This is a genomic window from Micrococcus sp. Alg238-R198, assembly GCF_900537135.1.
GTDB classification, from domain to species: Bacteria; Actinomycetota; Actinomycetes; order Actinomycetales; family Micrococcaceae; genus Micrococcus; species Micrococcus luteus.
On the sequence record NZ_UNRH01000006.1, the window covers coordinates 105,948 to 131,822 of the forward strand.

Here is a 25,875-nt window from a genome sequence, read left to right on the forward strand (position 1 = left end):
CGCCCGTCCCGGACGGGGCGCGGTCCGCGGCCGCGGGTGACCACCCCCCACTGGACGAGCGCCCGGAGGAAACCGGGCGGGAAGAGGAGTCCTCTCGTGACCACCGTCGACAGCTTCGGCTCCAAGGGCGTCCTGGACGTCAAGGGCGCCGAGTATGAGATTTTCCGTCTGAACAAGGTCGAGGGGGCGCAGAAGCTGCCCTACTCCTTGAAGGTGCTGCTGGAGAACCTGCTGCGCACCGAGGACGGCGCCAACGTGACCGCCGACCAGATCAAGGCCCTGGCCGCCTGGGACCCGAACGCCCAGCCGGACACCGAGATCCAGTTCACGCCGGCGCGCGTGATCATGCAGGACTTCACCGGCGTGCCCTGCGTCGTGGACCTGGCCACCATGCGTGAGGCCATCCAGGACCTGGGCGGCGACCCGGAGCGCGTGAACCCGCTCTCCCCGGCCGAGCTCGTGATCGACCACTCCGTGCAGATCGACTCCTTCGGCAACGACGCCGCCATCGAGCGGAACATGGAGATCGAGTACGAGCGCAACGGCGAGCGCTACAAGTTCCTGCGCTGGGGCCAGACCGCCTTCGACGACTTCAAGGTCGTCCCCCCGGGCATGGGCATCGTCCACCAGGTCAACATCGAGAACCTGGCCCGCACCGTGATGACCCGCGAGGTCGACGGCGTGCTGCGCGCCTACCCGGACTCCTGCGTCGGCACCGACTCGCACACCACCATGGTCAACGGCCTGGGCGTGCTCGGCTGGGGCGTCGGCGGCATCGAGGCCGAGGCCGCGATGCTCGGCCAGCCCGTGTCCATGCTGATCCCGCGGGTCGTGGGCTTCAAGCTGACCGGCAGCATCCCGTCCGGCGCCACCGCGACCGACGTGGTGCTGACCATCACCGAGATGCTCCGCCAGCACGGCGTGGTCGGCAAGTTCGTCGAGTTCTACGGCGAGGGCGTCGGCTCCGTGCCCCTGGCCAACCGCGCCACCATCGGCAACATGTCGCCCGAGTTCGGCTCCACCGCCGCGATCTTCCCGATCGACGAGGTCACCCTCGACTACCTGCGCCTGACCGGCCGCTCCGAGGAGCAGGTCGCCCTCGTGGAGGCGTACACCAAGGAGCAGGGGATGTGGCACGACCCGTCCTCCGAGGTCGCCTACTCCGAGTACCTCGAGCTGGACCTGTCCACCGTGGTGCCCTCCATCTCCGGCCCGAAGCGTCCCCAGGACCGCATCGAGCTCACCGACTCCAAGGACCAGTTCCGCAAGGACCTGCACAACTACGCCACGCAGGACGAGGCCGGCGAGGGCCGCCCGTCCAAGCTCGTGGACGTGGCCATGCCGGACGGCCGCCAGTTCCAGCTGGACCACGGTGCCGTGTCCATCGCCTCGATCACCTCGTGCACCAACACGTCAAACCCCTCCGTGATGATGGCGGCCGGCGTGCTGGCCCGCAACGCGGTCGCCAAGGGCCTGAAGTCCAAGCCGTGGGTGAAGACCTCCGTGGCCCCGGGCTCCCGCGTGGTGACCGACTACTACGAGAAGTCCGGGCTGCGCGAGTCCCTCAACGACCTCGGCTTCAACGTGGTCGGCTACGGCTGCACCACCTGCATCGGCAACTCCGGCCCGCTGGAGTCCGAGATCTCCGAGGCCATCCAGGAGAACGACCTGTCCGTGACCGCGGTGCTCTCCGGCAACCGCAACTTCGAGGGCCGCATCAACCCGGACGTGAAGATGAACTACCTGGCCTCCCCGCCGCTGGTGGTCGCCTATGCCCTGGCCGGCACCATGGACTTCGACTTCGAGAACGAGGCCCTGGGCCAGGACACGGAGGGCAACGACGTCTTCCTCAAGGACATCTGGCCGGACCCGACCGAGGTCCAGCAGATCATCGACGCGTCGATCGACACCGAGATGTTCACCTCGCAGTACGCCACGATCTTCGACGGCGACGAGCGCTGGCAGTCCCTGGAGACCCCCTCGGGCTCCACCTTCGAGTGGGACGAGAAGTCCACCTACGTGCGCAAGCCCCCGTACTTCGAGGGCATGACCATGCAGCCGGACCCGGTGTCGGACATCTCCGGCGCCCGCGTCCTGCTCAAGCTGGGTGACTCCGTGACCACGGACCACATCTCCCCGGCCGGCTCCTTCAAGTCGGACACCCCGGCGGGCCGCTACCTGCTGGAGAACGGCGTGCAGCGCAAGGACTTCAACTCCTACGGATCCCGTCGTGGCAACCACGAGGTCATGATCCGCGGCACGTTCGCGAACATCCGCATCAAGAACCAGCTGCTCGACGGCGTGGAGGGCGGCTTCACGCGCGACTTCACCCAGGAGGGCGCCCCGCAGGCCTACGTGTACGACGCGGCGCAGAACTACGCCGAGCAGGGCACCCCGCTGGTGGTCCTGGGCGGCAAGGAGTACGGCTCCGGCTCCTCCCGTGACTGGGCGGCCAAGGGCACCGCGCTCCTGGGCGTCAAGGCCGTGATCACGGAGTCCTTCGAGCGCATCCACCGCTCGAACCTCATCGGCATGGGCGTGCTGCCGCTGCAGTTCCCGGAGGGTGAGAACGCCGACTCGCTGGGCCTGACCGGCACCGAGACCTTCGACATCTCCGGCATCACCGCCCTCAACGAGGGCACCACGCCGAAGACCGTGAAGGTCACGGCCACCGGTGAGGACGGCAGGGTCACCGAGTTCGACGCGGTCGTCCGCATCGACACCCCCGGTGAGGCCGAGTACTACCGCAACGGCGGCATCCTGCAGTACGTGCTCCGTCAGATCGCCGCGAAGGCCTGATCCACGGGACACCGCCCGCGCGCGGGCACCACGACGACGGCGGCCCGCCGCCCTCCGCACGGAGGGCGGCGGGCCGCCGTCGTCGTGGCCGCTGGGGCCGACCCCGGTGCACGACCGCTCTTCATCCCCCAGTTCAGAGTCCGGCTCACCCTCGGGCCAGACGGGCCTAGGGCGTGTCTGACAATGAATCCAGGGTCGGCTGGCGCCCTCGAAGACACGTCCCGGTTCCAGATGCTCCCCGCCTGCACGGGCCGGCAGGGGCGGCCGTTCGCCGATGACCGCACGAGGGTCGAAGCCATCATCCACCGGGACAGGTGCTTCGATCCCGTGGCGGGACCTGCCCGAGGTCTCCGGGCCCTGGCTGAGTAGTGTGGACCTGGCACGGCCGCATGGCCGAAGAGGGCACCTGGGACACGGTGCTGGCAACACGGACCACCTGCAGCGGATGCCGAAATCCTGATCGATTGGTCGGTCTCGGTCGACTCCACGATCGCCCGCGCCCATCAGCACGCGAGGAACACCACCCGGCTCAGAGGGGCTGGATCGAACGACAAGGAATCCGCGTGAAGAGCCCGCCGATCACGGCCTCGGGCGCTCACGGAGCGGGCTGAGCACGAAGACCCATCAGCTGGTCGACGGTGCTGGGCGAGAGGGCGTACTCATCGCGGGCGATCGGCACCCATCTGCGCGCCGGTGGCATCAAGGCCGTTCTCCCCAACCGGCTGACCAGCAGGGCCACCGCAGACGCCGCGGCTCGGCCGGCGGCCGACCCGTGGGCCTGGACTCGGAGGCTTACACGGGCCGGAACGTGATCGAGCGCCAGGACGCGCACCTGAAGCAATGGCCGGGCCTGGCGAGCAGGTACGACGAGTACGCGATCGTGTACTGGGCTGCCGTGGTCCTGAATGCTGTGCTCGCGTGGTCGACGGCATTGTCGGACACGCCCGAGTGGCGTGTTCGAACTGATCGACGATCCAGGTCAAGTGCTCGAGAAGCTCGGCGAGGCTCAGCACCGGCAGGTATGAGCGTGAGGACCTGGACAGAGAGGATCCCCCGAAATGCACATCGTGAAACAGAGTGAGCGATGTAGTGCTCTTCAGTTGGCACTGGTTGATATTGGTCGACGAGGCTTCAGCCCGGTCTGGTGATGCCCTGCGATGACTCTGAAGCCGGCTCTCGGGCGAATCCTCACATCGGGACGCCGAGACCCTGTGGGAGTCCAAGGATGGGACGTCTCGACGCCTGATCTGTCGGCGCTGCAGAGGAGCATGAGACCTGGGCCTTAAACCAGCTGAAGACCGGTCAAGCAGGTGGGGTCGTCGGGGCGGGTCGAGATGGCCTTTTTCGCGGTGCGGCCTTCAGCTGAGACAGTGAGAGTAGCGTCAATTCCACGCGGCAGCCAGACCCCGACGAATCCGTTGTCGTACGTCGTCAGCGTTTCATCGAGGAGGGTCTCCCCGGACGTCGCCTCGACCACGGTGACGTGGACGTCAGTATTGGCGAGTTCGCCGGTGCAGGTCGTGAGGCTGTGGAAGTAGCATTCGTGAGTCTGGCTGCGATACGGGGCGATAGAGACGTAGAATTCGTCTTCTGGCATCGGCAGGGTGGTCTGATTGTTCTGGTCGTCGGTCAGTACAAGCTGGTCCGGTTCAATCGACGCGATGAATTCAGACGAGCGATCTGTCACCTTCGTTGAGTCGAGGCGCTTGATGATCTCGCGAGCATTCAATCCGTCTAGATTGTGCTCGACCACCAGTGAGTGATCGGATCCTGCATCAGCGGACGGTCCCGCATCAGCACAGCCGCTGAGCAGGAGGACGGCGCTGGTCGCCAGACCGGTCAAGGCCGCGCAGATCCTCAGGCGGCTCCTGGAGGACTGGATCGGAGCAACAATGGCAAGTGGCATGCCCAACTCTTTTCTCAGGTGAACGTGTTCATGTCGTCAGGTTAGACAGAAGGCATCCCGAGTTCGCCGGTGCCAAGGGCGCGACGACGTGCAAAGCACGCCTGCCCGGAGACATCAAGAGCCTTGTCCTGATCTGGGGCCCACCGGTCCGAGGCACCCTGTGTTGACGAAATCGGATGGTGTCAGGAGCGCACGAGGCGATTGATGGCGTCGGTGGCCTCCTGGATCTTGGCGATGGCCGCGTCTTCATCGCCTTTCTTGGCGGCGTCGAGCACGCAGTGCTTGAGGTGGTCATCGAGCAGACCGGTCGCCACTCCCTGCAGGGCGCGGGTGAGGGCCGAGACCTGGGTGAGGATGTCGATGCAGTACTTTTCGTCGTCGATCATCTTCGTGATGCCGCGGGCTTGGCCTTCGATGCGCTTCATGCGGTTGCGGTAACGGTCCTTGTCACTGATGTAGCCGTGCCGATGGGCTCCGGTGTCGGCACCGGTCTCATCGGCTGCAGTTTCAGTGGTCACGAGTGCGTCCTTCACTTCTGGTGCTCCAGGACGGAGCGGGTGCTGGCATCTGGGGCGAGGTCGATGCGACGCAGCAGCTGGGCGTTGAGCGCGACGACGACGGTGGAGATCGACATCAGGATCGCGCCTACTGACATCGGCATGACGAAGCCGACGGGTGCGAGCACGCCAGCCGCGAGCGGCACAGAGAGCAAGTTGTACCCTGCGGCCCACCACAGGTTTTGCCTCATTTTACGGTATGCGGCACGGGAGAGCTGGATGACCGAGAGGACGCTACGCGGGTCGGAGCTGGCGAGGATGACACCTGCAGAGGCGATGGCGACGTCGGTGCCGGCCCCGATGGCGATGCCGACGTCGGCCTGGGCCAGGGCAGGGGCGTCGTTGACGCCGTCGCCGACCATGGCGACCTTCTTGCCCTCCTTCTGCAGCTGGTCGACCTTGGCGGATTTGTCCTCGGGGCGGACGCCGGCGAAGACCCGGTCGATGCCGAGCTCTCTTCCCACCTCGTTCGCCACGGCTTCCGCGTCGCCGGTGATCATGACGACCTCGACGCCGAGCTGATGGAGCGCATCGACGGCGTCGCGGGACTCTGGGCGAACCTCGTCGGCGAGCTTGAGACCGCCGATGACCTTGCCGTCGCGGAGGACGTGCAGGATGATCGCACCCTCTGCCCGCCATTCGTCGGCGACACCGATCTCGTCCTGGCCGGTCTCCTCGAGCAGACGGGGTCCGCCGACGCGGATCTCATGGTCGGCCACCGTCGCGGTGACGCCGACCGCCGGGGAGGAGGTGAACCCGCTGGCCGGTTCGACGGCGAGGCCCTTCTCCTTGGCGGCGGTGACGATGGACCGGGCGAGGGGGTGCTCACTGTCGGCCTCGGCGGAGGCGGCCAGGGCGAGGAGCTGTTCGGCATTCAGGCCGCCGGTCGGCTCCACGCCGGTGACGGTGGGCTCGCCCTTGGTCAGGGTGCCGGTCTTGTCGAAGAGCACCGCGTCGACCTGGCGCATGGACTCCAGGGCGAGGCGGTCCTTGATCAGGACGCCGCCGCGGGCGGCGCGCTCGGTGGCGATGGACACGACCAGAGGGATCGCCAGACCCAGCGCATGGGGGCAGGCGATGACGAGGACAGTGATGGTGCGAACGACCGCGTCGTCGGGGAGCCCGAAGAGCGTCCAGACGACGGCGGTGATCAGCGCAGCTCCGAGGGCGAACCAGAACAGCAGGGCCGCAGCCCGGTCGGCGATGCGCTGGGCACGGGAGGATGAGCCCTGCGCCTCGGCGACGAGCCTGTTGATGCCCGCCAGAGCCGTGTCGTCGCCGGTGGCGGTGATCTCTACGCGCAGGCCGGAGTCGGTGGCCACGGTGCCGGCGGTGACGTTCTCGCCCTCGCCGCGGGCGACGGGGTGTGATTCGCCGGTGATCATGGACTCGTCCATGTCGGCGCGGCCGTCGACGATGGTGCCGTCGGCGGGGACGCTGCCGCCAGGCCGGACGATGACGACGTCGCCGACGCGCAGCTCTGCCGGGTCGACCTTGACGACGTCGTCTCCCTCTATACGCTCAGCCTCGTCAGGGAGCAGCGCGGCGAGGGAGTCCAACGCCGAGGTGGTCTGGGCCAGTGAGCGCATCTCGATCCAGTGGCCCAGCAGCATGATGACGATCAGCAGCGCCAACTCCCACCAGAACTCGAGCTCGGGGTGGACGAGACCGACAGTGGCGGCCCAGGAGGCGAGGAACGCTACGGTGATGCCGAGCGCGATGAGCAGCATCATCCCCGGCTGGCGGCTTTTCAGCTCGCTGACAGCACCGGTGAGGAACGGGGTGCCGCCCCAGGCGTACATGACGGAGCCGAGGACTGCGGCGACCCAGCCCGCCCAGCTGGGGACCGAGTAGCCCAGGAGCATGGCGAACATGGGGGAGAACGCGACCACCGGGATGGCGATGATCAGGTTGATCCAGAACAGCCGCCGGAACTGGCCGACGTGGTCGCCGTGGCCCGCGTGACCACCGCCGTGATGACCGTGCCCGGCGTGGTCACCGTGTTCCATGGTGTGGTCTTCGTTCTCGGCGCGCGAGTCGTCACGGTGGCCGGACTCGGTGGTCGCGACGCCGGCGTGGTCATGGTGATGCGTGGTCGGGTCCGTCATGCTCTTCGCTTCCCCTCGTCATTCCCCGATCTTTCCTTCGATCGGGTCGTATTTCGCCGCGGACCTTCAGCGCGCCCGCGGCGATCGGCTCAGGAGGCCGGCTTGAGCTCGCTCTCGACGACCCACTTGTGGTTGGTCATCGTCATGCCGTCGGACTCGTAATCGACCATGTAGACGGTCTCCTCGGTGGAGGAGGCGATGGTCGCCTTCGCGCCCTTCATGCCTTCCATGTGTTCGGCCTCGAGAGTGACCTCGGTGCCGTCAGCCAGACGTTCATCTCCGGCGTCCTTGATCTCCTGCTGGACGACCCACTTGTGATCCTTGACCGGCTCCCCGCCTGCGGACGGCGTGAAGTCCACCGCATAGGTGTACGTGTCGTACGCGCCGGCGATCGTCGCGTTCGCACCGTCCATGCCCTCCATGTGGTCGGCGGTGAGCGTGACCTCGGTGCCGACCGGGTATGTGGGCGACGCAGCCGTCTCGATGCCCTCGGGGGCGGGGCCGCCGTCCATCGGATGCTCCATCCCGCCGCTGTCAGAGCTGCTGTCGTGGCCCTCGTGCTGGCTGGTCGTCGAGGGGGTCCCTTGGTCCTGGCCGCCGCCGGTGCTGCAGCCGGTGAACACGAGCGCTCCTCCGAGCACTCCTGCGGCGACGGTGGTCATGAGGTGCTTGCGCATGAAGTCTCCTGTTCGTTCTGGTCCAGTCAACGCTATACCCCTCCCGGGTATCAAGTCGATGTCGATCGGCGGGCGTGGAATCGCCCGGCCAAGATCCAATCGACCCGGGGTGGCAGCGCTGAGGCTGCGATGGAGAACATCGGCTCGGCGGCTCTGGTCGCAGATGGAATCGAGGCCCGAACGGACGGGCTCACCTCGCTCGCCGTCGTGACGGGATCGGCTGCGTCGTCTCGTGAACATCACCGTGGTGAGAAGACGATCCCAGTACCGCCGATCACCCAAGAGAAATTGGTCTTGTCCGGTTGCATCGTCGGGCGTCCCATCGAGACAGGGATCCTGAGAGCCGACGGAAGCTGTGCGACTATCGCCAGGCAGAGCGAAGCATGTCTCAGTACGTGCTCCGTCAGATCGCCGCGAAGGCCTGATCCACGGGGCCCGCCCGCGCGGGCCGCCGCCCGCGTCCCGCCCGGGTGCGGAGCCGCGGAGTAGGCTGGTCGCACCATGGAACATCTGCCCCCCACGAGCCCCGGCGCCCCGCTGCTGCCGCAGATCGCCCGCCCGGCGGACCTGTCGGCCCTCACGGAGGACCAGTTGACCGCGCTGGCGGCGGAGATCCGCGCCTACCTGATCGCCCACGTCTCCAAGACGGGCGGCCACCTCGGACCGAACCTGGGCGTCGTCGAGCTGACGCTGGCCGTGCACCGCGTGTTCGAGTCGCCCAAGGACGCGGTCATCTTCGACACGGGCCACCAGTCGTACGTGCACAAGCTGCTCACCGGACGCCAGGACTTCACGACGCTCCGCCAGGAGGGGGGTCTGTCCGGCTACGGCGACCGCACCGAGTCCGAGCACGACGTGGTGGAGTCCTCGCACGCCTCCAGCTCGCTCTCCTGGGCGGACGGCATCGCGCGGGCCTGGGCGCAGACCGGGCAGGGGGACCGCACCGTGGTGGCCGTGATCGGCGACGGTGCGCTCACGGGGGGCATGGCCTGGGAGGCCGTCAACAACATCGCCGCCGGCCGGGACCGGCGCGTGGTGATCGTCGTCAACGACAACGGCCGCTCGTACGCGCCCACCGTGGGCGGCGTCGCCGAGCACCTGGGCGGACTGCGCCGCGGGGTGCTGGACAAGGTGCGCACCCACCACCGCTACGAGCAGACCCTCGACTACCTCAAGCGCCGCCTCCAGGAGGCTGGCCTCGCGGGTGAGCTGGTGTACCGGCCACTGCACGCGGCGAAGAAGGGCCTCAAGGACCTCTGGGCGCCGCAGGGCCTGTTCGAGGACCTGGGCATGAAGTACATCGGCCCGGTGGACGGTCACGACCTCATCGCCATGGAGGAGGCCCTCGAGGACGCGCGGGCGTACGGCGGGCCCGTGATCGTCCACGCGATGACCGAGAAGGGGCACGGCTATCCGCCGGCGGTCGCGCACGAGGCGGACCAGTTCCACGCGATCGGCGTGATCGACCCCTCCACGGGCGAGCCCATCACCTCGTCGACGGCCCAGTCCTGGACCTCCGTGTTCGGCGAAGAGATGGTCGCGATCGCGGACGAGCGGCCGGACGTCGTGGCCATCACCGCCGCCATGCAGAACCCCGTGGGCCTGGCCCCGATGGCGCTGGCCCACCCGGACCGGGTGTTCGACGTCGGCATCGCCGAGCAGCACGCGGTCACGTCGGCCGCCGGCATGGCCTTCGGCGGCCTGCACCCCGTGGTGGCCGTCTACGCGACCTTCCTCAACCGCGCCTACGACCAGGTGCTCATGGACGTGGGCCTGCACCGTGCGGGCGTGACGTTCGTGCTGGACCGCGCGGGCGTCACCGGGCCGGACGGCCCGAGCCACCACGGCATGTGGGACCTGGCCCTGCTGCAGTCGGTCCCGGGGCTGCGGATCTCCGCGCCCCGCGACGCGGACACGCTCCGGGAGGAGCTGCGCGAGGCCGTCGCCGTCGAGGACGCGCCCACCGTGGTGCGGTTCGCGAAGGGCTCGGTCGGCGAGCCGGTGCGCGCCCTGGAGCGGCTGTCGGACGGCACGGACGTGCTCGCCCGGCGCGGCGAGGCCGGCGGACGCGACGGCGCCGAGCGGGACGTGCTGATCGTGGCGGTGGGCGCGATGGCCGAGCTCGGCCTCGACGTCGCCGAACGGCTCGAGCGGCACGGCATCAGCGCCACGGTGATCGACCCGCGGTGGGTCCTGCCCGTGGCCCGGTCCGTGATCGACACGGCCGCCCGCCACCGGATCGTCGTGTGCCTCGAGGACGGGGTGCGGGCCGGCGGCGTCGGCTCGCGGATCCGGCAGGAGATGCGCGCGGCCGGCGTGGACACCGCCCTGAACGAGGTCGGCCTGCCGGTCGAGTTCCTCGCCCACGGCAGCCGCGAGCAGGTGCTGGCCCGCGTGGGCCTCACCGCGCAGCGCATCACCCAGGACACCGTCGCCCAGGTCCTCGGCGCCAAGGTCCCGTACGCCCGGCCCGTCCCCGAGGACGCGGCCGCCCCCCACCACCAGGAGCAGGCATGAGCATCGTCCGGCTGTACCGTGAGACCGTCGGCGACGACGGCACCCGGCTCTTCGAGTACCGCGAGGCATGGGCCGACGCGGAGGCCGGGGAGTTCGTGGTCCACCACGGCCGGGTCGGCCAGCCCGGCACCGTCGGGGAGCAGCCCCTGGCCGACCAGGTCGAGGGTGATCAGCTGCTGGCCGCGTTCGTGGCGCAGGGCGCGGAGGAGGGCTTCGCCGAGGCGGACCCCGCGACCTTCGCCGTGCTGCCGGTGGCCTACCGGCTCCGCGGCCGGGAGGCCACGGTGATCGAGCGGCGCACCGTGGAACGGCTGCGCGTCGAGGTGACCCACCAGCTGGCCTGGCGCGGTCTTGGCGAGGTCGAGGACGTCGTCGAGGAGGCCGGTGCCCTCGTGCTGCGCGTCCGGACCCCCCACGCCCGCAAGGCCGCCGCCGAGATCCCGGCGGCCGCCAAGCGCGCCGACGGCGTGCAGCCGAACAAGGTGGACGTCCGCACCGCAGAGCAGGAGGGCTGACCCGTGCGCCACACCCGTCTCGGCCGCTCCGGGCTGACCGTCTCCGTCGTCGGCCTGGGCTGCAACAACCTCGGCCGCCCCGGCACCGCCACGCTGGAGCAGGCCGGCACCGACGCCGTCGTCCACGCCGCGCTCGACGCCGGCATCACCTTCTTCGACGTCGCCGACGTCTACGGCGCCGAGCCCGGCCTGTCCGAGGAGCGGCTCGGCCGCGCCCTGGGCGCCCGCCGCGACGAGGTGGTGATCGGCACCAAGTTCGGCATGGACATGGGCGGTGTCGCCGGCGACGACGGCGGCGCGCGGGGCTCCCGCCGGTACATCGTGCGCGCCGTCGAGGACTCCCTGCGCCGCCTCGGCACCGACTGGATCGACCTCTACCAGTTCCACACCCCGGACCCGGCCACGCCCATCGAGGAGACCCTCCGCGCGCTCGACGACCTCGTGCGCGCCGGCAAGGTCCGCTACGTGGGCCACTCGAACCGGGCCGGGTGGCAGATCGCCCAGGCCGAGTACGTGGCCCGCGAGCTGGGCGTGGAGCGCTTCGTGTCCGCGCAGAACCACTACAACCTGCTGGACCGCCGGGCCGAGCTCGAGGTGGTCCCGGCGGCGGCCGAGTTCGGGCTCGGCGTCCTGCCGTACTTCCCGCTGGCCAACGGGCTGCTCACGGGCAAGTACTCGCAGGGCGACGCCCCCGAGGGCTCGCGCCTGTCCCACGTGCGCCAGCACATGGTGGCCGACGCCGACCTGGAGCAGCTGGCCGCGTTCGGCCGGTTCGCCCGGGAGCGGGGGATCACCGAGGTCCAGGCCGCGATCGGGTGGCTGGCGGCGCAGGGACCGGTGTCCTCCGTGATCGCCGGCGCCACCCGTGCCGAGCAGGTCGTGGAGAACGCGGCGGCGGCCGACTGGCTCGCCACCGCGGAGGACCTGGCCGAGCTGGACGCCCTGTTCCCGGGCCCGGAGAAGGTCGCGCTCTTCTGATGGCCGGCGCGCTGACCGGCGCGGCCGCCGCGACCCCGCTCGTGCCGACGCCGGGGGAGGCCGCCCTGGGCTGGACCGTGTCCGTCGTGGCCGGTGCGCTGTGGGTGGCCGGCTTCGTCTCGCTGGGCCGCAGCCCCCTGGACGCCCGGGCGCGCCTGCCGTGGGTCGGCCTCATGCTGCTGCTGCCGGTGCTGGGGGCGCTCATCTGGTTCTGGTGGCGGCACCGCTACTACCCGGCGCGGCGGCGCGAGCAGCCGGCGTGGGACCCCAACGACCGCTCCGCCGTCGTGGTGCCCCCGCGCCGGCGCTACGGCGCGCCGGAGGAATGAGCCGGGCTCAGAGCTTGACGACGATGCGGTCGTCGACGACGGCCGCGTCGTAGTCCATGAGGGCCTTGCGGGCCGGGCCGCCGAACGGCTTCCCCGAGGTGACGTCGAAGTGCGAGCCGTGGCAGGGGCAGGCGTAGGCCGGGCCCTCCTGCCGGTCCACGACCTGGAGCAGGCAGCCCTGATGCGTGCACACGTTGGTGAAGGCGGTCACCGTGGTCTCGTCCACGCGATGCATCATCAGCGTCCTACCCTGCACCTGCACCTCCCGGGAGGCGCCCACGGGCAGCTCGGCGGCGGGCAGCGCGTCGACGGCGTCGGAGCCGGTGTAGTGGTCCTGCGCGGTGTCCTTCTCACGCAGCCGGTCCGTGCAGCCGGCCAGCGCGAGTGTGCCGGCACCCGCGGCGGCGACGGCGGCGCCGCGGCCCAGGACGGTGCGGCGGGAGGTGTCCGGGCGGGCGTGGTCGTCGCAGCAGCCGGACCGGGAGGAGTTCGGGGTGAGGGGGGAGTCCTGCGTGGTCATCGACCCATTATCGCCCGTGGCGAGGGCGGATGCGACCGGGCCCGACGGGTGCGAGGATCGGGGGGACGGACCCCCGAGCCCCAGGAGCACCGCCGTGACCCACCCCGCCCCGCGCCCCACCGGCGCCGCCCGTTTCGACCTCACTCCCTTCGAGCGGTGGGAGGCCGTGACCCTCGACGACGTGCACGTCGGCTTCCTGCACCGGGTGCTGGAGGACGGCGTGCTGACCACCCGCATGGGCTTCGCCCCCACGCCCGCCCAGCGCGCCGCCCGCGGTGGACTGCCCGAGCGCTACCTCGCCCAGACGCAGGTCGGCTTCACGCCCGACGGGGACGGCTGGGCATGGACGACCCACGAGGACTCCGCCGGAGCCCAGCGGGTGCGCATCGACCGTGAGCGGGCCGGCATCGACGCCGCGGTGCTGCCCTCGTACGCGGAGTACCTCCTCCTCGCGCGGGTGGCCGCCGAAGGCCCGCTCGCCGTGGACCGGCTCGAGGAGGCCTCGCCCCTGCAGGGCGGGCTGCGCGTGCCCCGCGCCGAGCTGCGCCCGGCGGACGCGGGCGGGTCGGACGTGCGGGTGGCCGTCGTCGCGGACGGCGTGGAGCTGGGGGCGCACCTCGTGCGCGAGGGCGCCGTGGTCGCCTCCGACTGGGGCGGGGGCACCGCCTCGACCCCCGTGGCCGACCAGGCCGCGGCGACCGCCGGGCTCGACGCGCACGTGGTGACGTTCGCCGGGCTGCCGATCGCCTGAGCCGTGGGCCGGGCCGTCGCGGACGGCCCGGCCGGGGCCGGTCAGGCCTGCGCGGCCGGGTGGAAGCGCCGCCCGTTCACCCGCTCGGCGGCCCCGCAGTCGTCCAGGTACGGCGTGATGCCGCCCAGGTGCAGGGGCCAGTTGGCGCCGAGGATCATGCACAGGTCCACGTCCTCGGGGGCCGCGACGACGTGCTCGTCCAGGAGCAGGCCGATCTCCTCGGCCAGCGCGTCCTCGACCCGGCGCAGCAGCTCCTCGGAGGTCTGCGGGGTCGAGCCCTGCTCCAGCAGGGCCGCGGTCGCCTCCGGGATCTGCTCGCCGGTCGCGCCGGCGGCCTCCTCGTCGCGCCGGTCGGGGCGGACGTCCTTGGCCCAGATCGCGGTCTTGCCGGCGTCGATCAGGCGCTGCAGGTTCGCCGAGACCGGGAAGCGCTCCGCGCCGAAGGACGCGGAGAGGGACTCGGACACGTGCTGGGCCACGGGGATGCCGACCATGGCCAGGAGGGTGAACGGCGTCATCGGCAGGGCCAGCGGGTCCAGCGCGTGGTCGGCCTCGTGCGCGTCGGTGCCCTCGTCGAAGGAGTTCTGCACCTCGCCCATCATGCGCAGCAGGACGCGGTTGACCACGAACGCGGTGGCGTCGTGGACGAGCACGCCGGTCTTGCGGAGCCGGCGGGTCAGTTCGAACGCGGTGGCCACGACCTCGTCCGTCGTCGCCTCGGTCCGCACGATCTCCACGAGCGGCATGACCGCCACCGGGTTGAAGAAGTGGAAGCCCACGAGGCGCTCGGGATGCTCGAGGACCTCGGCCATGGCGGCCACGGACAGGCTCGAGGTGTTGGTCATCAGGATGGCGTCCTCACGCACGATGCCCTCGAGCTCGCGGAAGACGGTGCGCTTGACCTCGAGCTCCTCGAAGACGGCCTCGATGACGATGTCGGCGTCCGCGTACACCGCCTTGTCCGTGTCCGCGGTGATCAACCCGGCCAGGGCCTCGCCGTCCTCGGCGGAGAGCCGTCCACGGGAGACCATCTTCTCGACCTGCGCGCGCACGCCCGCCAGGCCGCGCTCGACACGCTCGGCGTCGATGTCCGTCATCACGACGGGCACCCGCAGGTGCCGGGCGAAGACGAGGGCGAGCTGGCCGGCCATCAGGCCCGCACCGACGATGCCGACCTTGCGGACCTCGCGGGCGAGCTCGCGGCCCGGGTCGCCGGCGGGGCGCTTGGCGCGGCCCTGGACGAGGCCGAGGAACGCGTACACGGTGCGCCGGAACTCGGGGGAGTGCAGCAGCGTCCCGAGGGCGTCCGCCTCGGCCTGGGCGGACTCGGCGCGGGTGCGCGTGCGGGCGCCGGTGAACAGGTCCTCCAGGTGACGGCGCGCCGGCAGGTGGCGTCCGGGGCGAGCGGCCTGCAGCCGCTCCAGCGCCGCCAGGGCGCGGTCCCAGGCGGCGTCGGACACGTCGCGGTCGCGGTGGGCGGCCAGTTCGGCCGCCACGGACTCGTCCCCGGCGACCAGGGCGGCGGCGAGCTCGAGGCCCGCGTCGAGGAGGTCCCCCTCCACGATCCGGTCCATCAGGCCGAGCCCGTGCGCCGCGCGGGCGTCGAGCATGCGGTTGTCGTCGAGGGGGTTCTTCAGCACGACGTCGACGGCGGCCTCCGGGCCGATCAGATGGGGCACGCGCCACACGCCGGACCAGCCGGGGATCAGGCCGAGCCGGACCTCGGGCAGGCCGAAGCCCTTCGCATCGGCGGCCACCACGCGGTGTCCGGCGGCCAGGGCCAGCTCGAGGCCGCCGCCGAGGGCGAGGCCGTTCACGAGCGCGACCGTGGGGATCTCGAGGGCCGCGAGCCGGTCGTAGACGGCGTGGCCGAGCAGGGCCAGGTCGCGGCCGACGTCGTCGGTGAGGCCCGCGATCAGGGACAGGTCCGCCCCGGCCGCGAAGGTCCCCTCCACACCGGTCACGGCCAGGGCCTGGATCGCGCCCGCGGCGGCCCGGGCGGCCTGCTCGTCGAGCACCCGGCCGAGGCCGAGGAGCGTGGCCGGGCCCAGGGTGGCGGGCCGGCGGGGTCCCTGCCCGTTGTCCAGCGTGAGCAGCGCGAGCGTGCCCGCGCCATCGGGCAGGGCGTGGTCGGTCACGGTGACGGTGGTGACGACCTCATCCGGGGCCAGGGCGGGCAGGTGGTCGAAGGAAGCAAGAGAAACGGATGTCATGCGGGTCACACTACCGGCGAGTAGCCTCGGCGTCGACGCGACGCGACGGACCGATCCGGCCGGCCGCGTCGGGGGCTCAGGCGCCGGCGGGATCGGGGTCGAGGAGCGCGACCGTGACGATCGCGCCGACGTTCTCCACCTGCCACGGGCGCGCGCCCCGCTCCGTCAGGAACGCGTCGACGGTCTCGGGGGTGATCGGGGCGGGCGGGGTCCAGCAGATCCGCCGAAGGGTGTCCGGGGTGAGGAGGTTCTCGGTGGGCATCCCCAGCTGCTCGGCCCGTCGGGCGACGCGGGCCTTGGCCGTGCGCAGGCGGCGGTCCGCCACCGGGTCCCGGTCCTTCCAGGCCCGGGGTGGGGGCGGGCCGTCCCCGGTGCGGATCTGCGCCGCGGGGGCGTCGTCCCGCTCGGCGTCCTCGACGCCGGCCCGGATCGCGGCGATCCAGCGCGGGGCCTCGCGGCTCGCGGCGCGGCCGTGGAAGCCGGAGGTCTGGCGCAGGGCGGGGACGGTGCGCGGCTGGGCGGCCGCGGCGGCGACGATCGACCGGTCCGGGATGAGCCGGCCGGGGGCGACGTCGCGGTGGCGGGCGAGGTCCTCGCGGGCCTCCCACAGGCGCTTGAGGACCGCGCGCTGCACGGGGCGGCGCAGCGTCTGGGAGCCCGAGGTGCCGCGCCAGGGGTCCTTCTTCGGCGTGGGCGGCGGGGCCGTGCGCACGTGCTCGAACTCCTGCTCGGCCCACGCGAGCTTGCCGTCGGCCTCGAGGCGCGCGATCAGGGCCTCGCGCAGCGGGACGAGCAGCTCGACGTCGAGCGCCGCGTAGGTGAGCATCGCCTCGGGCAGCGGACGCACCGACCAGTCGGCGGCCGAATGCTCCTTGGCGAGGGTGACCCCCAGCAGCTCCTCCAGGACCGCGGCCAGGCCGACGCGCGGCAGGCCGGACACCCGGGCCGCGAGCTCGGTGTCGAACAGCCGATCGGGGCGCAGCCCCTGCTCGGCCAGGCAGGGCAGGTCCTGGCTGGCCGCGTGCAGGATCCACTCGACGCCCGCGAGGGCCTCCTGCAGCGGGGCCAGCCCGTCGAGGGCTTCGGGATCGACGAGCCAGATGCCGGCGCCCTCGCGCTTGAGCTGGACGAGCATAGCCCGCTGGCCGTACCGGATCCCGGAGGCGCGCTCCGCGTCGACGGCGACGGGCCCGGTCCCCGCGGCGAGCGCCGCGGCGCAGGCCTCCAGGCCCGCGCGGGTGTCGGTGAGCCGGGGGACTCCACCGGCCGGTGTGGCGATCAGCCGCGGGGGCGCGTCCGGGGCGGCCGTCTCGGGGGCGTCGGTCATGCTGCTCCTGTTCGGGGAGGTCGGGGCGGGGACGGGCCGGGGCCCGGTGTGTCGGAGGCGCGGGCGCGCGGTCAGGGGCCGGCCGTGTGGACGTCCGCGGCGTGCTCGGGCGGCAGACCGGCGAACGCGCAGATCATGTCCGACCACGCCTCGAGATGCGAGCCGAGGTCCCGCGGGGCCGGGGTCCACGAGGCGCGCAGCTCGATGTCGGTGGTGTCCGGGGCCGCACTGAGCGTCCCGAAGCCCTCCGCGATGCTGCGCGTCGCGGTGCCGCCGGCGTGGGAGTGCTCGGCGTGGCGGCGCTCGAGCGCCTCCACGAGCCACGTCCACGCGACGGCGCCGGCCAGCTGGTCCAGTGCGACGTCCGGTTCCAGGCTCGCACGGATCCATGTCACCGCCCGGAAGCCTCCCGGCCACCGGGCGTCCGGGGCCGGGTCGTGCAGGAGGACGAACCGCCCCGTGGCCAGCACGCCGCCGGTCGCGCCCGGCCCGTCGCACACGTCGGCGGCGAGGGCGACGGCGAAGGGCGCCTGCCCCTCGGGTGCCGGGATCTCCCGCAGCCGCACCTCGGTCCGTGGCCGCGCATCGCGCAGGTCCGCCAGGGCACGCCGGAACACCCCCGGCGGCACGGGCGCCTCGACCGCCCCGGGGGCGGCGGAGAGGCGACGGGGCCCGATCACGCTCATGCCCGTCAGCCTAGGCTGCGGGGCCCAGCGGGCCGCGGGGGCGCGCCGTGGACGCCACGGCGCTCCCGCACCGGATCAGCGCGCCCCGTCCGGGGCCGCCGCGTCGTCGGCGGGGGCCAGGCGCAGCGAGATCGAGTTGATGCAGTAGCGCAGGTCCGTGGGGGTGTCATAGCCCTCGCCCGCGAAGACGTGACCCATGTGGGAGCCGCACGCCGCGCACCGCACCTCGATCCGCTCCATGCCCAGGGTGGTGTCCTTCAGGTACTCCACCCGGTCCTCCGCGAGCGGTGCGAAGAACGAGGGCCAGCCGCAGTGCGCGTCGAACTTCTCGTCCGAGCGGAACAGCTCGGATCCGCACGCCCGGCACGCGTACACGCCCTTCACGTGCGAGTCCCAGTACTCGCCCGTGAAGGGCCGTTCCGTGCCGGCCCGGCGCAGCACCTGGAACTCCTCGGGCGTGAGCCGTCGGGCCCACTCCTCGTCCGTCAGGCGGGCGCCGCCCGGGGCGGCCAGGGTCTGCTCGGGAGCGGGGACGTCCCGCGCGGGGTCGGGGGTGGGGCCGTCATGGGGGGTGTGGGGAGTCTCGGTCATGCCCGGTGCAACGGTCCGGAGCGCCGTCGTGTTCCCGACCGGCGTCGCATTGGCGGGCGCGCCCGCCCGTGGAGGACAATGGCGCGCATGGCCGCACGACCCCGCCGTCCCCGTCCCCACCCCGCCGACCTGCCGCCCGCCCTGGCCGCCGCCGTCACCGTGGCAGCCCGGCGGGCCGGGGGTCGCGACTCCCGCGTCCGCCGAGCGGGCCGCCTGGTCCGCCGCGGAGTCACCGGATCGGTGCGCGGCGGCGTGGCCGTGGCCTCCCCGGTGGCCTCCCCGGTGGCCCGCTGGGCCCCGCCCGTGCTCAGCGTCGCCGCGGCCTCCGCCTTCGTGCTGGCCGGGGCGAGCTCGGCGCTCGCAGGCGTGTTCGCCCGCACCGTGGTGACCCCCGTGCGCCGCCACGCCGAGTCCACGCCGATCCTCGCCGTCGTCGACACGCCCGCCGGGCAGGACGTGATCCTGCAGGCCGACGAGTACACCACCGTGCCCGGCCAGTACTCCCTCACGTTCGACGACGGCGCCGGATGCGCCCGCATCGGGGAGATCACCTCCTTCGACCCCCGGGACGGCACGGTGCAGCGCGCGGTCGAGGAGGTCTTCTCCGGCGATCTGACGACGGCGACCCGGGGCCGGTTCACCGGCTTCGTCTACCCGACCCCCGCCGACGCCGGGCTCGACGCCGAGGACGTGCAGGTGCCGGTGCCCGGCGGCCACGCCCGCGCATGGCGCATCGAGCCGGACCCCAGCGAGGACGGCGAACCCCGTCCCGCGGAGGGGCTGTGGGCGGTGATGGTCCACGGCCGCGGCGCGCGCCGCAACGAGGGCATCCGCGCCGTGCCGACCGCCCGCCGCCTGGGCATGACGTCGCTGCTGATCTCCTACCGCAACGACGGCGACGCCCCGGACGCCGCCGACGCCCGCTACGGGCTCGGCACCACCGAATGGGAGGACGTCGAGGCGGCCATCCGCTACGCCCTCGACCACGGCGCCCGGGACGTCGTCCTCTTCGGCTGGTCCATGGGCGGGGCCGTGGTGCTGCAGACCGTGGACCGCTCCCCGCTGGCCCCGCACGTGCGCGGCGTGGTCCTGACGGGCCCCGTCATCGACTGGGTGGACGTGCTGCGCCACCAGGCCCGGCTCAACCGGATCCCCGAAGCCGTGGGCCTGCTCGGCCAGTGGCTGCTGGCCAACCGGGCCGGCCGGTTCATCACGGGCCTGGCCGCCCCCGTGGACCTCAAGGCCCTGGACTGGGTGACCCGCGCCGACCACGTGCGTGTGCCCACGCTGATCCTGCACTCCGAGGACGACGAGTACGTGCCCGTCGGCCCCTCGCAGGACCTGGCCGAGCGCAACCCGGACCTCGTGCGGTTCGTCCGCTTCCACCAGGCCCGCCACACCCGCGAGCAGAACGTGGACCCGCGCAAGTGGGACACCACCGTGCGCGGCTGGCTGCGCGCCGTGCTCAGCGCCCCCCGCCCCGGCGGCCGGGGGCGCTGACCGCGCTCAGGCCGCGGCGTCCGCCAGCCCCCGACGGCGCAGCAGCGGCTCGAGCTCGGCGTCCCGGCCACGGAACGCGCGGTAGGACTCCAGCAGGTCACGCGTATCGCCCCGCGAGAGCAGCTCGTCCGCGAACCGGCGGCCGTTCTCCCGCGTCATCCCGCCGTGCTCGCGGAACCACTCCACGGCGTCCGCGTCCAGCACCTCGGCCCACACGTAGGAGTAGTACCCGGCCGCGTAGCCGCCGCCGAAGATGTGCTTGAAGTAGCCGGTGCCGTAGCGCGGAGGCACCAGGTCCGGGTCGATGCCCGCCTCGGTCAGCACCCGGCGCTCGAACGCGGCCGGGTCGGCCGTGGCGGCGTCCACCGTCTCCTCCGTCAGCGAGTGCCAGGCCCAGTCCACGAGCGCCGCGCCCAAATACTCGACCGTGCGGTGCCCCTCGCCCCACAGGTCCGCCGCCTCGAGCCGCTCCAGCGTCCCCGCCGGCAGCGGCTCGCCCGACTCCACGTGCCGCGCGTACGCGGCCAGCAGGGACGGCTCGCGCAGCCACACCTCGTTGACCTGCGACGGGAACTCGACGACGTCGCGCGGCACGTTCGTCCCGGTGAGCGAGGCGTACTCGCCCCGGGCCAGCAGCCCGTGCAGGGCGTGGCCGAACTCGTGGAACAGCGTCGTGGCCTCATCCAGCGTCAGCAGGGCCGGACGCCCCGCCGCCGGGGCCGGCACATTCATCGTGGTGAACACCACCGGGCGCTCGCCCAGGGCGTCCGCCATGTCCCGCACCGTGTGCATCCAGGCACCGCCCGACTTGGTCGGCCGCGCGAACAGGTCCGCGACGAACAGACCCACCCCGGCACCGTCCTCACCCGTCACCTCGAACACCCGGATCCCGGGGCGGTACAGGTGCCGCGCCAGCTCCGGGCGCTCGGCGAACGTGAGCCCGTACAGCGCCGTCGCCGCCGCGAACACGCCCTCGGTCAGCACCCGGTCCAGCTCGAAGTACGGGCGCAGGGCGTCCGCGTCCACCGCGAACTCCTCCCGCGCGTACGCCGCGGACAGCGCCGGCCAGTCCCATGGGGCCACCTCGGCGTCCGTCCGGCCCGCGTGCGCCGCCGCCGTCGCCGCGTCCGCCCGCGCGTTGGCCATCGCCCGCGGCGCCATCGCGGCCAGCAGCTCCTCCACGGCCGCCGTCGACGGCGCCGCCCGGTCCTTCAGCGCCTGCTCGGCCCAGCTCTGCGCCCCCAGCAGCCGCGCCTTGCGCAGCCGCAGCCGCACCATCGCCATCGCCGTCGTCAGCGTCTCGTGCTCCCCGGACCCGCCCCGGCCCGTCGACGCCTCGAACACCTCGCGCCGCATCCCCTCGTCCTGCAGGGACGCCAGCCACGGCTGCGACGTGAACAGGGACAGCGTCAGCAGCCACGGGCCCGCCGCCGCGTCCCCGTCCCCGTGCCCCGCCTCGGCGGCCGCCCCCGCCGCCGCGGCCAGGTCGTCCTCGCTCAGACCGGCCAGGCGCTCGCGGTCCGTGACGAGCACGGCGCGGGCGGCGGTGTCCGCGACGAGGCGGCGCGTGTAGGCGGCCGAGAGGGACGCCAGCTCCGTGTTGATCCCGCGCAGCTCCTCGCGCGCGGCCTCGTCCAGGTCCGCCCCCGCCAGGGAGAGGCGCAGGCGCAGCGTCTCCAGCAGGCGGGCGTCCTCGCCCGTGAGGCCGCCGTCGTCGATCGAAGCGGCGCGCGCCGCCAGCCGCGGGTCCAGCAGGATCGCGTCCTCGTGGGCCGCGAGCTCGGGGGAGAGCTCCTCGGCCAGGGCCTGCCGCGCATCCGTGCCGTCCGAGCCGACGAGCGTGAAGAACATCGCGGCGGAGCGGCGCAGCAGCTGGCCGGACAGCTCGAGCGCACGGACGGTGTTCTCGAAGGTCGGCGCCGTGGCCGCCCCGAGGATCTGGTCGACCTCGGCGCGCTGGGCCGCCATCCCCGCGCGCACGGCCTCGGCCAGCTGCGCGTCGGAGACGGCGGAGAAGTCGGGCAGCCCGTAGGGCAGGTCGGAGGGGGTCGCCAGCGGGTGGTCGGCGGGCAGGACGGAGGGCGCGGAGGTGTGGGTCATGGGCGCGAGTGTAGTCAGCCGTGATCCGCGCCACCCCACCGGGCGTCGCTAGACTGGGCGGTCGAGCCAGCAGACGAGATCCAGACCTGAGGAGGCGTGATGGCAGGACATTCCAAGTGGGCGACCACCAAGCACAAGAAGGCCGTCATCGACGCGCGGCGCGCCAAGGCGTTCGCGAAGTACATCAAGAACATCGAGGTCGCGGCACGTGCCGGCGGACCCGACGTCGCCGGCAACCCCGCCCTCGACCTGGCCGTGTCCAAGGCCAAGAAGGCCTCGGTGCCCAACGACAACATCGACCGCGCCGTCAAGCGCGGCGCCGGCCTCACCGGCGAGGTCATCGACTACGCCGAGATCATGTACGAGGTCCGCGGCCCCCAGGGCTCGGCGCTGCTGGTCGAGTGCCTGACCGACAACAAGAACCGCGCCGCCGCGGACGTGCGCGCGGCCGTCACCCGCAACGGCGGCACCATGGCCGACTCCGGCTCCGTCTCCTTCCTCTTCGAGCGCAAGGGCCTCGTGCGCCTGCCCGCCGAGGGCAACACCGAGGACGGCCTGCTCGAGGCCGTGCTCGAGGGCGGCGCCGACGCCGAGGAGGTCGTCGTCTCCGGCGACTCCTTCGAGATCCTCTCGGACCCCTCCGACCTGCAGTCCGTGGCCAAGGCCCTCGACGAGGCGGGCGTGGAGTACGAGTCCGACGAGCTCGAGTTCGTCCCCACCATGAAGGTGGACCTGGACGCGTCGGGCGCCCGCACCTTCCTCAAGCTGGCCGATGCCCTCGAGGACCTCGACGACGTCCAGAACGTCTTCTCGAACGTGGACATCGCCCCCGAGGTCCTCGCCGAGCTCGACGAGGACTGATCGCGCTGAGCGCGCGCCGGCCCGCCGACGTCGTCCGGATCCTCGGGGTGGACCCGGGGCTCACCCGCTGCGGGATCGCCGTGGTGGACGTGGACGCGCGACGGCGGGCCGCGCTCGTCCACGTCGAGGTCACGGGCACCCCGCCCACCGCCCCCCTGGACCAGCGCCTCCTGCGCATCGACGAGGCCGTCTCCGCGGTCCTCGCCGCGCACCGGCCCGATCGCGCCGCCGTCGAGCGCATGTTCGCGAACACGAACACGCCGACCGTGCTGGGCACGGCCCAGGCCGCGGGCGTGGCGATCGCCGCGGCCGCGCGCGCCGGCGTCCCCGTGGGCCTGCACACCCCCTCCGAGGTCAAGGCCGCCGTCACCGGACACGGCGATGCGGGCAAGGAGCAGGTCACCACGATGGTCACCCGGATCCTCCGCCTCGACGCCCCGCCGCGCCCGGCCGACGCGGCCGACGCCCTCGCCTTGGCCATCGCCCACGGCTGGCGCGGCACCGCCCTCGGCGCGGCCGCCGGCCAGACCGGCCTCGACACCGCGGACCTCGCCTCCCGGGCGGGGCGCTCGCAGTTCGCCGCCAAGGCGCCCGCGCGCGCCCGCCCGCGGGGCCAGCTCACCGCCGCGCAGCGGGCCTGGCTCGACGCCGAGCGCTCGGCGGGCGGCGGGCGACGCCGGTAGGCCGCTGCCGGGCCGGCGTTCGATGATATGTTCGAATCCGCGCCGACCGGCGTCCGTCCGTCCCGACAGGAGGGCCCCTCATGATCGCCTCGCTCAGCGGCACCGTCGAGCACGTGGCCCTCGACCGGGCGGTCATCGCCGTCGGCGGCCTGGGTGTGCAGTTCTCCGCCACCCCGCAGACGCTGGCCACCCTGCACGAGGGCCGGCCGGGGGCGGTGCAGACCCACCTCGTGGTCAAGGAGGACGCCCTGACCCTCTACGGCTTCGCGGACCGCGACGAGCGCGAGGTGTTCGAGGTGCTCATCACGGCCAACGGCGTGGGTCCCCGCCTCGCCCTGGCGATCCTCTCCGTCCACCACCCCGAGACCGTGCGCCGGGCGGTCACCGAGGAGGACGAGAAGACCCTCACCCGCGTGCCCGGCATCGGGCCGAAGATGGCGCGCAAGATCATCGTCGAGCTCTCCGGCCGCCTCGCGCCCACCGGGGAGCCGGTGCCCGAGGCGGAGGCCGAGGCGAGCGCCGAGCCGACCGTCGAGGCGCTCTGGCACGCCGACGTCGTGCAGGCGATGGCCGGCCTGGGCTGGTCCGAGAAGGAGGCGCTCAAGGCCGTCGAGGCCACCGTGGCGGCCCGCCCGGAGCTGGACGAGGGCCGCGACGTCGCCGCGCTGCTGCGTGCCACCCTGCGCGACGTCGGCATGGCCGGCTCTGTGCGAGGCGGGCGATGAGCGCGGAGTCCTCGCCGCTGTCCGCGGCGGCCGTCGACCCGGAGGAGCGTCGGCTCGAGGCCGCGCTGCGCCCCAAGCACCTGGACGAGTTCGTGGGCCAGATGCGCGTGCGCGAGCAGCTGGACCTCATGCTCGCCTCCGCCCGGCTGCGCGACCGCGCCGCGGACCACGTCCTGCTCTCCGGTCCGCCCGGGCTCGGCAAGACCACGCTGGCGATGATCGTGGCCGCGGAGATGAACGCCCCCCTGCGGCTGTCCTCCGGCCCCGCGATCCAGCATGCGGGCGACCTCGCGGCCATCCTGTCCTCGCTCACCGAGGGCGAGGTGCTCTTCCTCGACGAGATCCACCGGATGTCCCGCCCGGCCGAGGAGATGCTCTACATGGCCATGGAGGACTTCCGGGTGGACATCGTGGTGGGCAAGGGCGCCGGCGCCACCTCGATCCCGCTCGAGCTGCCGCCCTTCACGCTCGTCGGCGCCACCACGCGGGCCGGCCTCCTGCCGGGGCCGCTGCGCGACCGCTTCGGCTTCACGGGCCATCTGGACTTCTACACCGAGGTGGAGCTCGAGCGCGTCCTGCGCCGCTCCGCCCTGCTGCTGGACATGCGGCTGGCCACGGAGGGGTACCGGCAGATCGCCCGGCGCTCGCGCGGCACCCCGCGCATCGCCAACCGCTTGCTGCGCCGCGTGCGGGACTGGGCGCTCGTGAAGGGGCTGGCCGAGGTCGGCGCGCACGACGCCGCCGCCGCCCTGGACATGTACGAGGTCGACGGGCGCGGCCTGGACCGGCTCGACCGGTCCGTGCTCACGGCCCTGTGCACCACGTTCGGCGGCGGGCCCGTGGGGCTCAGCACGCTGGCCACCGCCGTGGGGGAGGAGGCCGAGACCGTGGAGACCGTGGCCGAGCCCTTCCTCATCCGCGAGGGCATGGTGGCGCGGACCCCCCGTGGCCGCGTCGCGCTGCCGGGGGCCTGGGAGCACCTGGGCCTCGCCGCTCCGGAGGCCACGCCGGGGCCGTGACGCCCAGGGCGGGCCCCTACACTGGACAGGCCCGCCCACCCCGAGCATCAGGAGTCCCCCATGCCCGTCGCCACCGCCGCGACCCTGCCCGTGATCGCCCAGCAGGCCCAGGGGGGTGGCGGCAGCCTGCTCATGCTCATCGCCTTCGCCCTGCTCGCGGTGATGCTCTTCCTCTCCTTCCGCAAGGGCAAGAAGATGCAGCAGCAGCAGGCGCAGATGCGCAGCACCCTCGCCCCAGGCGTCGAGGTCATGACGGGCGCCGGCATCTTCGGCACCGTCGTGGCCGTGGACACCGAGGGCCAGCGGGTGACGCTGGAGACCGCCCCGGGCACCCGCATGGACGTGCACCTGCAGGGCGTCACCACCGTCGTGGAGCCGGAGACGGCCGCCGCGCCCACCACGGACCCGTCGCGTCTGGATGACGCCCCCGGCACCGAGTACCGCGCCGACGACGCCGACGACCCGCGTCCGCGCCGCGACGACCTGGCCTGAGGCCCACCCACCCCTGCACAC

The 25,875-nt window shown here is 72.7% G+C and carries 22 protein-coding genes and 1 pseudogene; 13 read left to right on the top strand and 10 right to left on the bottom strand.

The annotated features are described in order from the left end of the window. Positions 1 to 96 precede the first annotated feature (96 nt). On the top strand, positions 97 to 2,799 hold the full coding sequence (gene acnA / locus G6R13_RS07490) for an aconitate hydratase AcnA (protein ID WP_020625084.1): 2,703 nt from the start codon (positions 97 to 99) through the stop codon (positions 2,797 to 2,799). A 471-nt stretch (positions 2,800 to 3,270) separates the two neighbouring features. Next, positions 3,271 to 3,448: pseudogene (locus tag G6R13_RS12300) on the top strand (IS5/IS1182 family transposase); the annotation flags it as partial. A 633-nt stretch (positions 3,449 to 4,081) separates the two neighbouring features. Here G6R13_RS12300 and G6R13_RS07500 read toward each other — a convergent pair. The 4 genes from G6R13_RS07500 to G6R13_RS07515 all read right to left on the bottom strand — a co-directional run bounded on the left by G6R13_RS07500 (position 4,082) and on the right by G6R13_RS07515 (position 8,047). Beyond that, positions 4,082 to 4,705, bottom strand: coding sequence for a CueP family metal-binding protein (locus G6R13_RS07500; protein WP_044659994.1), 624 nt, complete (start codon positions 4,703 to 4,705; stop codon positions 4,082 to 4,084). A gap of 182 nt (positions 4,706 to 4,887) precedes the next feature. Beyond that, positions 4,888 to 5,223: a metal-sensitive transcriptional regulator gene (locus G6R13_RS07505; RefSeq protein ID WP_270618289.1), complete on the bottom strand. Its 336-nt coding sequence runs from the start codon at positions 5,221 to 5,223 to the stop codon at positions 4,888 to 4,890. An 11-nt stretch (positions 5,224 to 5,234) separates the two neighbouring features. Continuing rightward, positions 5,235 to 7,370 (bottom strand): heavy metal translocating P-type ATPase, encoded by a 2,136-nt coding sequence (locus G6R13_RS07510; RefSeq protein ID WP_036382829.1) that lies wholly within the window; start codon positions 7,368 to 7,370, stop codon positions 5,235 to 5,237. An 89-nt stretch (positions 7,371 to 7,459) separates the two neighbouring features. Then, positions 7,460 to 8,047: a YdhK family protein gene (locus tag G6R13_RS07515; protein ID WP_163721322.1), complete on the bottom strand. Its 588-nt coding sequence runs from the start codon at positions 8,045 to 8,047 to the stop codon at positions 7,460 to 7,462. Between the two features lie 501 nt (positions 8,048 to 8,548). On the opposite strand from G6R13_RS07515, the gene dxs reads away from it, so the two are divergent. From dxs to G6R13_RS07535, 4 genes are read left to right on the top strand one after another with little or no spacing between them, the layout of a single operon-like run. Beyond that, on the top strand, positions 8,549 to 10,564 hold the full coding sequence (gene dxs / locus G6R13_RS07520; RefSeq protein ID WP_044659995.1) for a 1-deoxy-D-xylulose-5-phosphate synthase: 2,016 nt from the start codon (positions 8,549 to 8,551) through the stop codon (positions 10,562 to 10,564). Further along, a complete protein-coding gene (locus G6R13_RS07525) occupies positions 10,561 to 11,079 on the top strand; it encodes a hypothetical protein (RefSeq protein WP_036317662.1) in 519 nt (172 codons plus the stop codon). The genes dxs and G6R13_RS07525 overlap by 4 nt, the downstream gene beginning before the upstream one ends. 3 nt (positions 11,080 to 11,082) lie before the next feature. After that, positions 11,083 to 12,057 (top strand): aldo/keto reductase, encoded by a 975-nt coding sequence (locus G6R13_RS07530; RefSeq protein ID WP_020627855.1) that lies wholly within the window; start codon positions 11,083 to 11,085, stop codon positions 12,055 to 12,057. Continuing rightward, positions 12,057 to 12,386, top strand: a complete 330-nt coding sequence (locus G6R13_RS07535) for a PLD nuclease N-terminal domain-containing protein (protein ID WP_020627854.1) — start codon at positions 12,057 to 12,059, stop codon at positions 12,384 to 12,386. The genes G6R13_RS07530 and G6R13_RS07535 overlap by 1 nt, the downstream gene beginning before the upstream one ends. 7 nt (positions 12,387 to 12,393) lie before the next feature. Here G6R13_RS07535 and G6R13_RS07540 read toward each other — a convergent pair whose 3' ends face one another. Next, positions 12,394 to 12,906 carry a Rieske (2Fe-2S) protein gene (locus G6R13_RS07540; protein WP_020627853.1) on the bottom strand — a complete coding sequence of 171 codons (513 nt, stop codon included), beginning with the start codon at positions 12,904 to 12,906 and terminating at the stop codon, positions 12,394 to 12,396. A 94-nt stretch (positions 12,907 to 13,000) separates the two neighbouring features. Here G6R13_RS07540 and G6R13_RS07545 point away from each other — a divergent pair, with 94 nt between their 5' ends. Next, positions 13,001 to 13,657, top strand: a complete 657-nt coding sequence (locus G6R13_RS07545; RefSeq protein WP_036382836.1) for a hypothetical protein — start codon at positions 13,001 to 13,003, stop codon at positions 13,655 to 13,657. Between the two features lie 41 nt (positions 13,658 to 13,698). Here the strand turns inward: G6R13_RS07545 and G6R13_RS07550 are convergent, their stop codons facing one another. From G6R13_RS07550 to msrB, 4 genes are all read right to left on the bottom strand, one after another. Further along, positions 13,699 to 15,870, bottom strand: coding sequence for a 3-hydroxyacyl-CoA dehydrogenase NAD-binding domain-containing protein (locus G6R13_RS07550; protein WP_205521342.1), 2,172 nt, complete (start codon positions 15,868 to 15,870; stop codon positions 13,699 to 13,701). Between the two features lie 76 nt (positions 15,871 to 15,946). Further along, positions 15,947 to 17,197 carry an HRDC domain-containing protein gene (locus G6R13_RS07555; protein ID WP_036382839.1) on the bottom strand — a complete coding sequence of 417 codons (1,251 nt, stop codon included), beginning with the start codon at positions 17,195 to 17,197 and terminating at the stop codon, positions 15,947 to 15,949. Between the two features lie 71 nt (positions 17,198 to 17,268). Continuing rightward, complete coding sequence (locus G6R13_RS07560) at positions 17,269 to 17,883, bottom strand: DUF3000 domain-containing protein (protein ID WP_020627849.1); 615 nt, start codon at positions 17,881 to 17,883, stop codon at positions 17,269 to 17,271. Positions 17,884 to 17,958: 75 nt separating this feature from the next. Then, positions 17,959 to 18,474, bottom strand: coding sequence for a peptide-methionine (R)-S-oxide reductase MsrB (gene msrB / locus G6R13_RS07565; protein ID WP_020627848.1), 516 nt, complete (start codon positions 18,472 to 18,474; stop codon positions 17,959 to 17,961). Between the two features lie 87 nt (positions 18,475 to 18,561). Here msrB and G6R13_RS07570 point away from each other — a divergent pair, with 87 nt between their 5' ends. Then, positions 18,562 to 19,974 (top strand): alpha/beta fold hydrolase, encoded by a 1,413-nt coding sequence (locus G6R13_RS07570; RefSeq protein WP_163721326.1) that lies wholly within the window; start codon positions 18,562 to 18,564, stop codon positions 19,972 to 19,974. 6 nt (positions 19,975 to 19,980) lie between these two features. On the opposite strand, the gene G6R13_RS07575 is transcribed toward G6R13_RS07570, so the two are convergent. Continuing rightward, positions 19,981 to 22,074, bottom strand: coding sequence for a M3 family metallopeptidase (locus tag G6R13_RS07575; RefSeq protein WP_036380983.1), 2,094 nt, complete (start codon positions 22,072 to 22,074; stop codon positions 19,981 to 19,983). Positions 22,075 to 22,173: 99 nt separating this feature from the next. Here G6R13_RS07575 and G6R13_RS07580 point away from each other — a divergent pair, with 99 nt between their 5' ends. From G6R13_RS07580 to G6R13_RS07600, 5 genes are all read left to right on the top strand, one after another. Continuing rightward, positions 22,174 to 22,935 carry a YebC/PmpR family DNA-binding transcriptional regulator gene (locus G6R13_RS07580; RefSeq protein ID WP_036317934.1) on the top strand — a complete coding sequence of 254 codons (762 nt, stop codon included), beginning with the start codon at positions 22,174 to 22,176 and terminating at the stop codon, positions 22,933 to 22,935. A gap of 47 nt (positions 22,936 to 22,982) precedes the next feature. Then, positions 22,983 to 23,618, top strand: a complete 636-nt coding sequence (gene ruvC, locus G6R13_RS07585) for a crossover junction endodeoxyribonuclease RuvC (protein ID WP_036317938.1) — start codon at positions 22,983 to 22,985, stop codon at positions 23,616 to 23,618. A gap of 80 nt (positions 23,619 to 23,698) precedes the next feature. After that, entirely contained in the window at positions 23,699 to 24,343 is a 645-nt protein-coding gene (ruvA, locus tag G6R13_RS07590; protein ID WP_036317942.1) for a Holliday junction branch migration protein RuvA, read from the top strand. Continuing rightward, the gene (gene ruvB, locus G6R13_RS07595; protein WP_036317944.1) at positions 24,340 to 25,362 is read left to right on the top strand and encodes a Holliday junction branch migration DNA helicase RuvB; all 1,023 of its coding nucleotides are present in this window, start codon (positions 24,340 to 24,342) and stop codon (positions 25,360 to 25,362) included. Before ruvA ends, ruvB begins: the two co-directional genes overlap by 4 nt. Positions 25,363 to 25,422: 60 nt before the next feature. Further along, positions 25,423 to 25,854: a preprotein translocase subunit YajC gene (locus tag G6R13_RS07600; protein WP_036317946.1), complete on the top strand. Its 432-nt coding sequence runs from the start codon at positions 25,423 to 25,425 to the stop codon at positions 25,852 to 25,854. The last annotated feature ends 21 nt before the right edge of the window (positions 25,855 to 25,875 follow it).